Raw genomic sequence first — 14160 nt, 5'->3', positions numbered from 1 at the left:
AGCACCCCGCGTGAAGACCTACCGCCACCCCCTGGCCGGGGCCGCAACCACCATCCACGCTCTGGAGACAGACGAGGACGCCCACCAGGCCCGGCGGTGGCTGACCGACCACCAGCCCCGATCCCTCGCGGTGGATACCGAGACCACCGGCCTGGACACCTTCAGTCCCCGCCACCGTCTCCGCACCGTCCAGTACGGCACCGCGGATTGTGCGTTCGTCGTCCCCGTCGAGCGGGGCCCGGCCTTCCAGGAACTGGCACGGACCGTCGTCACCCGATGCCCGGAGCTGGTCATCCACAACGCGGCCTATGACCTCCTGGTCCTGGACCGCCACGGCATCGCGCCCCTGGAGACGGTCGCACCCCGCGTGCGGGACACCAAGATCCTGGCCCACCTGGCCGACTCCCGGCAGGACTACGAGGGCGGAGTGGGCATCTCCCTCAAGCCGTTGTCCGCCTGGTACGTGGACCCCTCCGCGCCCGACACGCAATCCGGCCTGACCCAGGTGTTCCGCTCGTACGGCCTGACCAAGGAAACCGGCTGGGCCGGGGTGCCGTACGAGGACGAGACGTACCAGCGGTACGCGGGCCTGGACGTGCTCCTGGCCGCACGCCTGCGGCCCCGCCTCGAACAGGAGCTGGTCCGCCACAGCATTCCGCGAGTGCTGGTGGAGTACGAACACCAGCTGGTGGCCATCTGCGCCGAGATAGAGCGGCGGGGGATGCTCTTGGACGTGCCGTACACGGAGGGCCTGGTGGGCCGACTCCGGGAGGCGGCGGAACTCCACGCGGCCAAGGCGGCCCGGTACGGCGTCGAGAACGTCAACTCGGACCGGCAGGTGGCCGCCGCGCTCCTGGGCATGGGGGAGCAGTGGGAGGAGCGCACCGACTCCGGCGCGCCGTCCGTCGCCAAAGAGGTTCTGTTGCCCTTGGCGGATCTGAACGACAAGTGGGAGCGGCTGAACGTCCGTACTCCCAACCCCTTGGCTACGGCCGTCCTCCACGCCAAGCGTGCGGGCCGGTGGCGTAAGTCATATGCCCTGGCCATGTTGGAAAAGCGCGACGCCGGAAACCGGGTGCACCCGAAGATCAATACGTTGGGTGCCAAGACCGGCCGTGCGTCGGTGTCGGACCCGCCGTTCCAGCAGCTCCCCTCCAAGGGCTGGGAAATCCGCCGCGCCGTGATAGCCGAACCGGGAAACGTGTATTTCAGCGTGGACCAAAGTTCCGTGGAGCTGGTGGTCCTGGCGGCCCTTTCCCAGGAACCGCAGATGTGCGAAGCCATCCGGGGCGGCCGGAACCTGCACGACTTCACCGCCAGCCTGATGTTTGGCCCCGACTTCTCAAAGTATCAACGCGGACTTGCCAAAGTTGCAGGATTGGGGACCTCGTATCAGGGCGGGGCCAAGACTCTGGCGAAACAGACCGGCCTTCCCGTGGGCGTGATGCGGGACACGCTTACGCGCTATGCCAAGGCGTATCCGGGCATCAAGAAATGGGCCCGCGGCCTCCAGCGCCACGCCCTGGCGAACGGGTGCGAGATCCGCACACCCAGCGGCCGGCGCCTGGTTCTCGACCGGGACAAGCTGTACAAGGGCGTGGCCTACATGTGCCAGTCCACCGCCCGGGACACCATGGGACAGGCCCTTATCGATCTCCACGACAAGGGACTTACCCAGTACCTGAATTTGTGGGTCCACGACGAGGTTCTAGGAACCGCGCCGCAGGCTCAGGCCGCCGACATCGCGCGGGAAGTCGCGGACGTGGTGCGCATGGATCTCTTCGGCGTTCCCATTGGCACGGACGCGGAGGTCTACGGGAAGACCTGGGCCGGAGGCTACGGCCTTCCTGAAGAGTGGGCCCCTGCCGCATAGCGAAAAGCCCTGGACGGTTGTGACACCGTCCAGGGCTTTCTTCGTGGCTCTAGTCCGAGGTGGGAACCAGGGTGATGAACCGCATGTGCGGCGCGCGCAGCGGCGCCATGGCCATGATGCGGACCGGGACCTCCGCGCCCTCGTGGTACGGCACGCGCAGACGGCGGACATCGCCGTCCGGGTGCTCAAGGGCCTCGTGGTCGGCCCACAGCCGCGCGGCCTCCTGGTTGCCTTCCAGGATGTCGTCCCGCAGGTTCAAAAGCCCTTGCTCGTCCGGGAACTTGGCGAGAGCAACCCGGATCTGAGCCAGGAACGGACGGGCCCAATCCTTGTCCCAGTTCACGAGCTGTTCGCGGGCCTCCGGGTACAGGAAGGCCCACCGCATGAGGTTTGGTTCTTGAGGAATCCAGGGGAACCATTCGATCTGCGGCTGGTTGTACGCGACGATGTTCCACGCAATGTCCGACAGATAGGCCGGGTTGGGGAGTTGGGCGTTCAGCATTTCGCGCATGGGCTTGTCCACGGCGGACATTGCTACCTCGGAAGGGACTGACAGGGGAACCGGCGGTTTCCCTATGGCGAGCAAAAAGAGGGTCAGGCGTTCCGACGGGTCGAGTCGGAAAGTCAGGGCCAGCCGATCAAGGAACGCCGGAGAGAAGTCGGCCCTATGGCCGTTCTCCAGCTTCCCGTACCACTCGCGGCTCACCCCGGTAAGTTTGGCAACTTCGAGCTGAGTGAGGCCGGGGCGGCGCCGGATTTGCGAGACGCCGTGGATGCGGCGGGGGTCTACGCGGTTGCGCCACGTGACGAGAAGTTCCGCCAGTTCCAGTTCCGGGGCCCGGGGCGTGTAGTGCGTGTGGGTACGTGATTCAGGCATGACCCGCAGAGCGTAACAGGTAGGTGCCCCGGGCATCTATTTGATCTTTGCGTCCCGCGTGTGGATGTCAAGGCAATTGACCCCCCATCAGTTGATCTCCGTTCGTTGAATGGGTGAACATTCTTCCCATAAGAGAACTGCCGGTTCCCATTAAGAGAACTGCCCGTTCTCACAAGAGAACTGCAACGTCTCACGTCGGTATGCAGAATGGTCCGTACGACGAAGCTCGGTATGAAATGGTCCGTACGACGAAGTGTGCGCCGGTAAGGAGAATGTGATCTTGTCTAGATCAATCATGATCGTTGGAGGGAGCCGGGGTATCGGTGCGGCCATCGCTGCCGCGTTCCTGGCCCAGGGGGACCAGGTGGCCGTCACGTCCCGCTCCGGCGTCGCGCCGGAGGGCGCGTTCGGCGTCGCGTGCGACGTGACCGACGTGGAGCAGGTGGACCAGGCGTTCAAGGCCGTGGAGGAGCACCAGGGCGCCCCGGAGGTGGTCGTGGCGAACGCCGGTATCACCCGGGACACCCTCCTCCTGCGCATGTCGGAAGACGACTTCACCAGCGTTCTGGACACCAACCTGGTGGGCGCCTACCGCGTGGCCAAGCGGGCGACCCGGGCCATGCTGCGGGCCCGCAAGGGACGCTTGATCTTCATCGGCTCCGCCGTCGGCCTGGCCGGAGAAGCGGGCCAGGCGAACTACGCGGCCAGCAAGGCCGGACTGGTCGGGTTCGCGCGTTCCCTCGCCCGGGAGCTGGGATCGCGCGGCATCACATCGAACGTGGTCGCCCCCGGCCTGACGGAGACCGACATGACGGCCGCGCTCACCGAGGAGCGCCGCGCGGAGATCGTCCGGCAAATCCCGTTGGCGCGTATCGCCCGACCTGCGGAAATTGCCTCGACAGTCCGTTTCCTGGCGAGTGAGGATGCTTCGTACATCACCGGGGCCGTGATCCCGGTGGACGGTGGCGTGGCCATGGGGCACTAGCCCTGTCGGTCACCCACCGATATGCCGGCCACCACGGCCCGTAACAGAACCGGCGCCCGGAGATTGCAGCCTCCGAGCGCCGGTCCAGGGGCTCCCTTGCAGGGGAGTCCGGTACAGCTTGCGAGCCGCCTCACGTCTTTGGCGAGAGGGGAGGCGGCTCGGTTCACTTCGGACAGGATTGTGGCACCGACCCCCACCCAGCACGAAATCGAACACCGCCCCATCCTCAGCGGGCGGTGCCTGGCCCGCATCCGGCGCAGCATGGCCGGAGTGCGCAGTGGCGCCCGGCCCCCGCGCGTGGCTGCCTGCCACCTGTGGCTCCTCCGCGACGCCGTGTGCGTCAACTTCCTGCGCCTGGCCCTGGTGGCCGCTCCGCCCCAGGGCGGCCGTCTGCGGTACCTGCCGCGCGCCACCCGTCGGCGCCTGTCCGTCCTCGTGACCCGCGTGCCGCGCGACCGCGCGTGCGCCCTCACCCGATTGGCCCGCCTGTCTGCGGCCGTCGGGTCCTCCGATCCGTCCCGCACCTGAGCCGGACGGACAACCCCCTCTTCCAGGTCCCCCGTACCGGCCGTCCGCGCCGCGACGGGGGATTTCTGTATCCGCTCGCTCTGAGCTGACCCCCCACTCCTGACCACGCGCCCCACGGCGGGCCGCGTGGCGATGCCCCCTGCCCGCGCACCCCCAGGGCACACCTCTGCCCACGTATTCGAACGCATGTGCGGCAGGTCAAGGCATCTCCCTGCTCATCGATCCGAACAGGTGTGCGAGCCCGCCTGTCATGGGCCCCAGTGCATGACCGCAAGCCGGTCCGCCGGGCCCCCTTGCAAGGAGCACCACCCGCATGTTTTCCCCTGCCTTGATCCGTTCCGCCCAGTCCGGCGACGCGGAGGCCAGCGCCCAGGTACTGGAGAACCTGGAGGGGATGATCTACCGGCTAGCGGAGACGCGCGTGACGCACTCTCCGGGCCTGGCGGCCGGGTACGGGGACGCACTGGACGACCTCCGCCAGGAGGGCCGGGTGGCCGCCCTGGAGGCCCTGGCGCGCTACAACCCCGACGGCGGGGCCAAGTTCTCCACCTACGCCCACACCCGCATCAAGGGCGCCATCCTCGACACCGCCAATACGCGGAGCGGGCCCACGGTTTCGGCCGACGCCATCGCGACGTTCAAGGGGTGCCTTGGCGTCGTGGGCGGGGACATGGAGGCCGCGGAGTTCCTGGCCACCGTCCTGCCCTCCAGCCATCACCGTCTGAGCGCCAAGACTGCCCACATGGCCCGCCTGGCCCTGGAAGGTGTGGAGTCGCTGGACGCGCCGCTCAAGTCGGCGGCGGGGGAGGCCGGGACGGCCGTGTTGGGGGACTCCCTGGCGGCCCCAGGGCAGGTGCCGGCCGATCTGGCGGACGCCTCCGACGCGGCCCGCCAGGACCGCGAACGCAAGCACGCGTTGGCGCACGCCCTCTTGGAGACCCTGCACGGCAACGCGGACCGCATCGTCCGCATGGTCTACGGGTTCGACCCGGAACCCCACCTGTTCGACGGGTACGACGCCAACGGCCTGCCGATACCCGATCACAAGGCCATAGCGGAGGCGCTAGACATCAACGTGGCCACGTCCCGCCAGACCCTCAAGCGCGCCCTGGACCGGCTCCGGAACACGGTTCAGACGCTGGCCCTGGAGGGCGCGGAGCTGGACATGGAGCTGGCCGCGTGAACCGACGCCCACGGCGTCCGTTCCCTGCCCGCCGGGCGTCCCGCCGACCACGGCCCGCGCCGTACGACCGCGCGGAAATCCTGGCCCGGTGGGCCGGGTGCGCCTACTGCGACGGCCCGGCGGAGGAGCTGGACCACGTGCTCCCGCTCGCACGCGGGGGCCTGGACGTGGCCGCCAACTTGGTGGCCGCGTGCCGTGACTGCAACGCCCGCAAGTACACCCACACCCTGGCCTGTTGGGCCACCACCGAAGGACACACCCCGTGCGTATGCGATTCATGACCCTGGAGGACGCCACGCTGGCCGGGGCCTCCATGACCGAACTCGGCAGGGACCTGGAGCTGGAGGCGGAACCGGACTCCCCGGACCCCTGGCGCCTGGACGACCCCGACGAATGATCGCGCTCCGTAGAAGGCCGGCGCGGCGGACAGTAACACTCCATGGAGGTACGGAAGATGACTGAAGAGTTCCAGTGCGACTACGACGGCGGGACGCTCGCCACGGTGCAGGCGGACCCGGACGGGTTCGTGGAGGTGGAGTTCCGGCGGGTGGACGCCGACCCTGCGGCGCCGGTGTACCTCTACCTGGCCCCGGAGTCCGCGCGCCGCTTCGCGCGCACGGTCACGCTTGCGTCCATCGCGGCGGAGGGGGAGCGGCCCCCGGACGTATCACCCGCCGCAACTCCGGAGCCTGCCGACTGGCCCCGGGTTGCCGAATCCGGCCGTGAGGAACTGTTCCTGAAGGCTCGCGCCCTGGCAGGCCCGGCCGCCAGCCTGGCCGACGTGCTCCGGGTCGCCGCCTACCTGGACGCCTGACGGACAGAACATGTTCCGTCTAGGGCCCCGCCCTGACTCCCGGTCAGGGCGGGGCCTTTGTGCGTTCACGTGCGGATGCAGCGTGGCAGCTGATTTTGCCCTAGCGGGTTCATGTTCATATAGTGGTGTCACTCCGAACGGGGGACCGCCCCGCCGGACGAACGAAGGAACCACCCATGGAAGCCCGCAAGCTGACCTGCACCGCCCACGGTGACACCTGCGACCAAAACCCCAAGAAGGCCCACATCTTCCGATGGGTCCGCGTCGCCTGACACCCGCCCACGCCGGGGCCCCTGTCACTGAAGCGGACAGGGCCCCCGGCCCCGGCAACACCCACCACGAATCAAGGAGCACCGCAATGCAGCACCCCGACGGCAAGGGCCAGACCTGGTTCCCCGGCAAGACCGCCACGGAGAAGGTCGTGACCTACCTGGTTACGTGGGACGGCGGGTATCCCCGCAACGTCTCCGCTCAGAAAGCCGCACAGATCATCCGAGCCAAGCGCATGCCCGGCGCCGAACTCCTCGCGGACATGGTGACCGTGGAGCGGAAGGTGGCCTACGTCGATCACCCCGCGTGCGAGGGGTGCGGCGCCCGCCCCCAAGTCCTGAGCATCGACTGTGACGGCCTCTACTACACCGGCATCTGTGAAGACCCGCAGTGCGGCGGGCCCGCCGGTACCCACCTGCCGAACTGACCACCTCCCTCTCCACCGGGTCCCTGTCACTGAAGCGGACAGGGGCCCGGCCTCCACTCAGGAGCACCCCATGGAACGCAACTTCACCGCAGAACTCCGCCAGGCCGAACGGGAGGGCGCGCGCATCGTGTGCAGCGTCGCCCCCTGCAACGGCCAGGACGTGGAGTACGCACCCCAGCATCGCGGCGACCGGCGCCCCTGGCGCATCGTCGGCGACCCTGACCACCCGTTCCGCTACTCCTCCCGCGAGTGCCACGCCGTCGGCCAGAGCGGCGGCCCCTGGGCCCTGGAACGTCTGCTGACGCTCTGACCAACACTGCGGATTCCTCCGGCATGAGTACGGCCCCCTTCATCACACGGTGAAGGGGGCCGTACTGCTACTCACTCAGCGCGAGGCCGGCGGGAGCGCTCCGTGATCAGGCGGAGAACTCGCCCGCCTTCACACTGGTGATGAACGTTGCGAACGTCGTAGCGGGGAAGGCCAGGACGGGGCCCTCCGGCGCCTTACTGTCGCGCACCGGGACGACGCCGGTAGTCGCGGCCGTGCGGGGGGACCACTCCAGGCAGTTCCCACCGTCCTGGTTGCTGTAGCTGGACTTGACCCAGGAGTGGTTCAGGAGTGGGGTCACAGTTCCTCCATTAGCTTTCGGATCATCTGAGCGGACGCCTCGCGCGATAGGGCGGAAGTCGCGAGGACATCGTATGACCGCGAAAGCTGGCGGATTTTCGCTGGTTCGTCGATGGTCGCGCCCGACTGGATGCCTTCCGTGTAGACCACGGTGGTGCCCTCCAGTGTGGTCAGGATCGACAACGGGCCGTCCATGAGCCCATGCGTACCAGCCGACAAGGGGAGCACCTGGAGCACCGTCGTTGGCCTGGCACAGTGCTGCAACAGCGCGGCCAACTGCCCCCGCATGACTTCATCGTCTCCCACCTTCCGACGGATGACCGACTCGCAGACCACCACGGAGAAATCCGGAGGAGAGATTCCGCTCAACACCTCCTGTCGTGCGAGTCGCTTACTCACCTTGGAGGACAGTTCCTGGTCGCTGGCGCGTGGGTCACCTTCGCGGAACAGCGACCATGCGTAGGGCGCCGTCTGGAGTAGCCCCGGCACCACAGTGGGGGACCACTCGGCTATCGCCACCGCACGCGGCTCCAGCTCGATCCGCGGCCGGTACTGCTTCGGGAAGCCCTGAGCCGTGATGTCCTCGTATAGCCGTTTGAACTTCCCGTCCGTCTCGAACACCTCATCCAGGCGTGCCGGTAGCTCTGGCGGGACGGCCCCCACGCAGTTCTCCACCCGAGAAATCGTGCTCTTGGACGTGCGTGCCTTCCGCGCCAACTCCGTCTGATTCAGCGGCCCGCCGGGGTACAGCTCCCGCGCACTCCGACACTCATTGGCGAACTCCTGGCGCGGGTCTCGCGCGCCCTCCGCGCCCCTTGGTGCAGTGCCTTCTTCGATCACGATTCCCCCTGACCACAAGGTCTGGTCAACTGGTCAGCGGCCCGATTGTCCCTGGTCAGCGGCGTGCGCATTTACCAGCTTGACCAACCCGCAGGTCGGGCGCCTAAAGACTCCTCAGACTAGCGAGTTCTGGCCCATCCTTGTGGCGAGCCAACCGCACAGCGTGAGCGCGCGGAAACGGTCCAGGTGCGCACCTAGGGGGGAACGCAGCTCAACCGTCCGGCAAAGATAGGGAGATGATCGCATGGGCGCCCGTGCCAGAAGGAACGGTCAAGGACAGAAGTTGACGCCCCAGGACAAGCGCGTTTGGTCCTGGGAGACTCGACACATCCACCCGGACCAGGAGGCATGGCACCGCCCGGCGGAGAACCGCCCCGCCCGGCCCGGGTACGGCCCGTACCGCACCCCGGACCGGGGACTCCTGGGGGAAGTGATCGCCGGACTGGCCCGGGTGTTCCGTGAGCACTCGTGACCTGGCCATGCCCAGATCGGGCCTGGAGCCCGTAGCCGTCCCAGGGTGCTCCGTGTGCGAGTCCGCGCACGCCGACCGGGAACCCGCCCGTCGAGAGGGCCGGATGCTCACCGTTCGGAGCTGCAACGGCGTCATAGCAGGCCACCCCCACAAGAGGGGTGCCCAACGATGACCACGCCGACCCGAACCCTGGGAACCACCATGCAATGCCCCCGCTGCCAGAAGCTGACCCGCGACCTCGACGCCGCCGTTGCATCAGGCGACCGATCCAAGGCCGCGGACTGCCGAGTCCTCATCGGCCGACACCCCGACCACGACCGCCCGGCTCCCGCGCCCAAGAAGGGCAAGGCCCCGCTGTGACCCCCGTACAGGGCGAGTTCGGCGTCACAGTCGGAGACGACGTTTTCCCCGTCCACAAGTCCCTCATGGTCGGAGACGACAAGTACCTCCCCCTCTGCGGTGTCGAGACGGATACCGACAAGACCACCGCCTGGCGACGTGCCGTGACCTGCGAAAAGTGCCTTCACTCCCCCGACCCGCACCCGGAAGACGACTATGCCTAAGCCGTGCCCGTGCCACGCGCCCAAGCGCGACCCCCGCTGCGCCATCGTGACCAAGGACCGTCGCGCAACCGAAGACCAGAAAGCCAAGCGAGCCGACCTGGTGGAACGGATGCGCGAACGCCTCACCGGCAAGCCCACCACCAGCTAGCCACAGACACCCGCCCCCTTGCCCCGGCCGCGCTGGGCCCCACCGCAGGCGGCGAACCCGGCAAGGGGGCGGGCCCGGACGCCTTCCGGCGGCCCGTGGGCAAAGGTGCCGGCCGTCGGGGCGCACTCACAGTTCCCGGTGAAGGGAAGAGCCATGACCGCCATTGCAGAAAGCCCCGTCACCAGCCCCAGGAAAGGGCTGGACATGTTGGAGCTGGAGATCACTGGAAAGTGCCAGCTCACCTGTACGCACTGCCTGAGCGAATCGAGCCCCACGGCGGACCACGGCGTGATGACGGCGGCCGACTGGCGCTCGGTCATCATCGACGCCGCCGCGCTTGGCATCCCCACAGTGCAGATCATCGGGGGCGAACCGACCGTTCACCCCCACTGGGAAGAGTTCGCCGAACTGGCCCTGTCCCTTGGGCGTGAAGTGGAGATCTACAGCAATCTCTACCGCGTGCGCGACCAGTGGTGGCCGCTCTTCGAGCGGAAGGGCGTGACGCTGGGGACGAGCTACTACAGCGACCGCGCCGACGAACACGACCGCATCACCGGCCGCTCCGGCAGCTACGACCTATTGACCGAACTAACTCATACGTTCTCGCAGGTCAGTTGGGGTTTCTGCTAGCTTCCCGGCATGCCCGGTGAACAGCGTCCCGGAAGGGACTTGAAGAGCTTTGTGCTGCCTGAGATGGGCGAGCTACTCGCGACTGGAGATCCATGGGAGCCCTACCAGCTGTTGGATCCGTCCGGTAGGCCGGTCGAGCCTGCTGCGGTGTACCTGAAGGACTTGCTGGCGAGGGACTGTTCACCGTTGACGCCGCGCTCGTACGGCATGGACCTACTGCGCTGGTGGCGCTACCTGTGGGTGCTCGGGATTGAGTGGGACCGTGCGACTCGTGAGGATGCCCGGGACTTCATGCTGTGGATGAAGCTGGCGGACAAACCGGTACGCGTCCATTGGCGCCATCGCGGCAAGGAGCCCGCCGAGGTACCCCGACCGGCCCGGACGGGCAAGCCGGCACCTGGAACACCGAATCCGGTGACCGGGAAGCCCAGTGTCGGCACGAAATACGCTCCCAACACAAGGGCCCACTGCGAGACGGTGCTGCGGTCGTTCTACGACTTCCACCTGGACCACAACACCGGATCGTTGCTGGTCAACCCCTTCCCTCTCGACCGCAGTCGGCGCTCTGCACGCGCTCACGCCCACCACAATCCTGAGCAGTCACACCAGAGGCAGCGCACCGGTCTCTACCGGCCCAAGATCCCCAAGCGGATCCCGCGACGCATCCCCGATGAGAAGCACACCGAGGTCTTTGCCAGCCTCCGCTCGCACCGCGACCGGGCCCTGCTGGCCTTCTGGGTCGCCACCGGCGCTCGCGCGGAGGAACTGCTCACCTCCAAGCAGAGCGGTGCAATCGTCGGCCAGCAGACCATCGGCGTGATCCGCAAGGGGACTCGTGACTACCAAGAGCTGCCGGCCACCCCCGACGCGTTCGTCTGGCTGCGGCTCTACCAGGAGGAGGCATGGAAGAAGGGCGTGCCCCGCGGCCGACAGCAGCCGCTGTGGTGGACGCTACGCCGCCCCTGGAGGCCGTTGGAGTACGACGCGGCCCGCATGATGTTCAACCGCGCTAACGAGATCCTGGGCGCCAACTGGACCCTTCACGACCTGCGGCACACGGCGACGTTCTTGATGCTCGACGACCCGAACATGCCGCCGGTCTACGTTCAGCACATCCTCGGCCACAAGAGCCTGTCGACGCTTGACATCTACAACCGCCCGACCAGGGACGACGTCATCATCGCCGGTCTTGCTCATCACGCCCGTCAGGAACAGCGGCGCAACCATCCACCCGAGCCGGTCGAGCCCGCCTACAACTCCAACTCCTTGTCTGTTCTGTTCGGCCGGGACATGCCGTGACCACTACTGCGACGCAGGCCGTTGCACACACCCACTTCGTTCCGCCGAGCACAGACCTGACGGGCGCTGAGGCGATCGCCTTGATCGGCCGGTTCCCTCCGAGGTCGCCCCTCATTACGTGGCCCGGGACGGATGCCTCACGCGAGGAAATTCTCCACCGGCTTGGGCGGCCCCCGCTGCGAGCTCCTACCGACCAGGCACAGCGTTCCCGGATGCATGGGGCGCGTCTGATGCTGAGTTGGTTGGAAACGTTTCCCGGCGCGACCTGGCAGCAACGCTGGCAGGCGAGTCCTTGCCCGTCCCAACAGGCTCTATCCGCAGGCTGGCAGGACGATTTCGCGGTATGGGCCAGATCAGCCGGACACCGACCCGGGCGAACGATATCCAGAACGGGTCTCCTTGCCTTGCTCTGCGCAGATGTGATCCGCCCAAACCCGGAGTTCATCAACGGAGTGTTGTCGAGGCATCTCCGGCCGGCAATCGAGGTTTCCCGCGATCCCGAGGGCTTCGCCCAGCTGCGGGCGTCGGTGCCAGCTGACATGGTGTCAAGTAAGAACGGATCGGCCGCTTTGAAGCTGATCGCTGAGATGATCGTCTCGCAAGGCGGCGGCGTCCGGGACATTACCGTCGGTGACCTGTTGTTGTGGCTCCAAACTTCCGACAGCAGAGAAACCAGACGGGTCCTAACAACCTACGTATGGCTCCGTGACTTGGGGAATTTCCCCGCGGACGCTCCCCCTACCCTGCGGCGCATCAAACATCGGAGTGGTCAGGTCCACCCGGCGCAACTCGTGGATCGCTATCAGCTGAAGTGCCAGTCAGTTCGTGATGCCATCGTGGCCTATCTGCTAGAGCGGTCTCCGGCCGTCGACTACGGCACGACAAAGGCACTGTCGACCACCCTGGCCCTACGCTTCTGGGCGGATCTAGAACGCCATCACCCAGGAATCGACTCTCTGCGGTTGTCGCCCGAAGTCGCTTCGGCTTGGAAGGCCCGCCTGGCTACCAAAGTCGTGAGAAAGCGACAAGCGGATGGCTCCGTGGTGGAAAAGATCGAGCCGCGAAAGAGCGCCGGGGCTGTCAAAATGCAGGTGCGGGCCTTCTACCTAGACGTGGCCCAGTGGGCACTTGATGAACCCGAGAAGTGGGCTGCCTGGGTCGCGCCTTCTCCGATCCGTGCGGATGAGGTTCCGGTCAAGAAGGTAGAACGCCAGCGGAAATCCCGCATGGACCAGCGCACCCGCGAACGGCTGCCAGCTGTGCCGATGCTCGTCAAGGTTGCCGAGCGCCGCCTCAAGGAGGCTGTGGCCCGCCTCGACGCGCTCAACGCTGCACCTCTCGGGACGATTTTCACGGTCTTGGGTGAAACGTTCACCGTCCCGCGCACAACCGTCCGCGTCAGCGGCCGTCCGACCCGGGCCTGGGACAGCCAGGGCACCGCGCGGGACTTTGGTGCGGAGGAACGGCTCGCGTTCTGGGCATGGGCGGGCATCGAGACATTGCGGCACACAGGCATCCGTATCGAAGAACTCCTAGAACTGGGGCATCACAGCATCATCAGCTACACCCTCCCCACCACGGGACAGGTCGTCCCGCTTTTGCAGATCGCGCCGTCGAAGACTGATCAGGAACGCCTCCTCCTGGTCACACCCGAGCTGGCCGACGTGCTGAGCACAGTCGTCTCCCGAGTCCGCGACGCAAACGGGAAGGTGCCTGTCATTCCGAGCTACGACTGGCACGAGCGAACCTGGAACTCGCCGATGCCCCTGCTGTTCCAGGAGCGCCAGGAAGGAGAACACCATCGGTTGTCGCCGCGCTTCTTCCGTGAAGCAATCCATCAGACGCTGGCAGCGACAGGGCTTCTCGATAGTCGCGGCAACCCGTTGACGTTCCAGCCCCATGACTTTCGCAGAATCTTTATCACGGACGCCATCCTCAACGGCCTGCCTCCGCACATCGCGCAGGTGATTGCTGGCCATGAACACATTGGGACCACGATGGGATACGCCGCGATCTACCCTGCGGACGCCATCGAGGCCCACCGGGCGTTCATCGCCCGTCGTCGGGCCCTGCGGCCGGCCGAGGAATACCGCACCGTCACACCGGAGGAATGGGACGAATTCCTCGGGCACTTCGAGCGACGCAAGTTGGCCTTGGGTGACTGCGGCCGCGCCTACGGCACCGATTGCGCTCATGAACACGCTTGTGTCCGCTGTCCTGTTCTGATCGTTCACGCGACAGAACGGCCGCGGCTGGTCGAGATTCGCGACAATCTGCAAGCCCGGATCCAGGAAGCCGAACGCGAAGGCTGGCTCGGCGAGATCGAGGGACTGCAGAGCAGTCTCACGCATGCCGAGGAGAAACTCGCCCAACTCGATGCGCAGATCGCTCGGAAGCAGGAGGCCGTCAACCTCGGAATCCCTACCTTCCGTGAAATCGTCGCCCGCACCACTGCCGTCGCGGCACCGCAGGATCCCTCATAAGACCGGTGCTGAGGGCAAGGCCGCGAGGTCTGGCTAAGCAGGCATACTAGAGATCTTTAATGGTGGGGGTTCTCCGTCCGGGTGACGGCTGGTGGCGCACTCGGTATGCCGGAGGGATGAGGTATCCCGATGGTGGCGGG

18 protein-coding genes are annotated in these 14160 nt (G+C 66.8%); 15 read left to right on the top strand and 3 right to left on the bottom strand.

Annotated elements, in window-relative coordinates:
- Positions 1–10: 10 nt before the first annotated feature.
- On the top strand, positions 11–1873 hold the full coding sequence (locus tag ACZ53K_RS29220; protein ID WP_468842175.1) for a DNA polymerase: 1863 nt from the start codon (positions 11–13) through the stop codon (positions 1871–1873).
- Between the two features lie 49 nt (positions 1874–1922).
- Here the strand turns inward: ACZ53K_RS29220 and ACZ53K_RS29215 are convergent, their stop codons facing one another.
- Positions 1923–2750 (bottom strand): helix-turn-helix domain-containing protein, encoded by an 828-nt coding sequence (locus tag ACZ53K_RS29215; RefSeq protein WP_468842172.1) that lies wholly within the window; start codon positions 2748–2750, stop codon positions 1923–1925.
- Positions 2751–3030: 280 nt separating this feature from the next.
- Here ACZ53K_RS29215 and fabG point away from each other — a divergent pair, with 280 nt between their 5' ends.
- From fabG to ACZ53K_RS29175, 8 genes are all read left to right on the top strand, one after another.
- Positions 3031–3735, top strand: a complete 705-nt coding sequence (fabG, locus tag ACZ53K_RS29210) for a 3-oxoacyl-ACP reductase FabG (RefSeq protein WP_468842170.1) — start codon at positions 3031–3033, stop codon at positions 3733–3735.
- Between the two features lie 180 nt (positions 3736–3915).
- Positions 3916–4263 (top strand): hypothetical protein, encoded by a 348-nt coding sequence (locus ACZ53K_RS29205; protein ID WP_468842168.1) that lies wholly within the window; start codon positions 3916–3918, stop codon positions 4261–4263.
- 313 nt (positions 4264–4576) lie between these two features.
- On the top strand, positions 4577–5446 hold the full coding sequence (locus ACZ53K_RS29200; RefSeq protein ID WP_468842166.1) for a sigma-70 family RNA polymerase sigma factor: 870 nt from the start codon (positions 4577–4579) through the stop codon (positions 5444–5446).
- Positions 5443–5727 (top strand): HNH endonuclease, encoded by a 285-nt coding sequence (locus tag ACZ53K_RS29195; RefSeq protein WP_361635694.1) that lies wholly within the window; start codon positions 5443–5445, stop codon positions 5725–5727. The genes ACZ53K_RS29200 and ACZ53K_RS29195 overlap by 4 nt, the downstream gene beginning before the upstream one ends.
- Positions 5715–5843: a hypothetical protein gene (locus tag ACZ53K_RS29190; RefSeq protein WP_468842163.1), complete on the top strand. Its 129-nt coding sequence runs from the start codon at positions 5715–5717 to the stop codon at positions 5841–5843. The genes ACZ53K_RS29195 and ACZ53K_RS29190 overlap by 13 nt, the downstream gene beginning before the upstream one ends.
- 57 nt (positions 5844–5900) lie before the next feature.
- The gene (locus tag ACZ53K_RS29185; RefSeq protein WP_468842160.1) at positions 5901–6260 is read left to right on the top strand and encodes a hypothetical protein; all 360 of its coding nucleotides are present in this window, start codon (positions 5901–5903) and stop codon (positions 6258–6260) included.
- Positions 6261–6618: 358 nt separating this feature from the next.
- Positions 6619–6957, top strand: coding sequence for a hypothetical protein (locus tag ACZ53K_RS29180; protein WP_468842158.1), 339 nt, complete (start codon positions 6619–6621; stop codon positions 6955–6957).
- Positions 6958–7027: 70 nt separating this feature from the next.
- Positions 7028–7267 (top strand): hypothetical protein, encoded by a 240-nt coding sequence (locus ACZ53K_RS29175; protein WP_468842156.1) that lies wholly within the window; start codon positions 7028–7030, stop codon positions 7265–7267.
- Positions 7268–7373: 106 nt separating this feature from the next.
- On the opposite strand, the gene ACZ53K_RS29170 is transcribed toward ACZ53K_RS29175, so the two are convergent.
- Positions 7374–7586, bottom strand: a complete 213-nt coding sequence (locus ACZ53K_RS29170) for a DUF397 domain-containing protein (RefSeq protein ID WP_361635706.1) — start codon at positions 7584–7586, stop codon at positions 7374–7376.
- Positions 7583–8260 (bottom strand): DUF5753 domain-containing protein, encoded by a 678-nt coding sequence (locus ACZ53K_RS29165; protein ID WP_361635709.1) that lies wholly within the window; start codon positions 8258–8260, stop codon positions 7583–7585. Before ACZ53K_RS29165 ends, ACZ53K_RS29170 begins: the two co-directional genes overlap by 4 nt.
- A gap of 448 nt (positions 8261–8708) precedes the next feature.
- On the opposite strand from ACZ53K_RS29165, the gene ACZ53K_RS29160 reads away from it, so the two are divergent.
- The 6 genes from ACZ53K_RS29160 (at position 8709) to ACZ53K_RS29135 (ending at position 14020) form a co-directional block, all read left to right on the top strand.
- Positions 8709–8897, top strand: a complete 189-nt coding sequence (locus tag ACZ53K_RS29160; RefSeq protein ID WP_468842152.1) for a hypothetical protein — start codon at positions 8709–8711, stop codon at positions 8895–8897.
- A gap of 201 nt (positions 8898–9098) precedes the next feature.
- A complete protein-coding gene (locus ACZ53K_RS29155; RefSeq protein WP_468842150.1) occupies positions 9099–9257 on the top strand; it encodes a hypothetical protein in 159 nt (52 codons plus the stop codon).
- 195 nt (positions 9258–9452) lie between these two features.
- On the top strand, positions 9453–9608 hold the full coding sequence (locus tag ACZ53K_RS29150; RefSeq protein WP_468842148.1) for a hypothetical protein: 156 nt from the start codon (positions 9453–9455) through the stop codon (positions 9606–9608).
- Positions 9609–9761: 153 nt separating this feature from the next.
- Entirely contained in the window at positions 9762–10238 is a 477-nt protein-coding gene (locus ACZ53K_RS29145) for a radical SAM protein (protein WP_468842145.1), read from the top strand.
- A 147-nt stretch (positions 10239–10385) separates the two neighbouring features.
- Positions 10386–11537 (top strand): tyrosine-type recombinase/integrase, encoded by a 1152-nt coding sequence (locus ACZ53K_RS29140; protein ID WP_468842143.1) that lies wholly within the window; start codon positions 10386–10388, stop codon positions 11535–11537.
- Positions 11538–12106: 569 nt separating this feature from the next.
- A complete protein-coding gene (locus tag ACZ53K_RS29135; protein ID WP_468842140.1) occupies positions 12107–14020 on the top strand; it encodes a tyrosine-type recombinase/integrase in 1914 nt (637 codons plus the stop codon).
- Positions 14021–14160: the final 140 nt, after the last annotated feature.

Source organism: Streptomyces sp. NPDC033221 (assembly GCF_055577005.1).
Note: the sequence above shows the minus strand (reverse complement) of the source record. Positions and strands in the feature narration are given on the sequence as shown.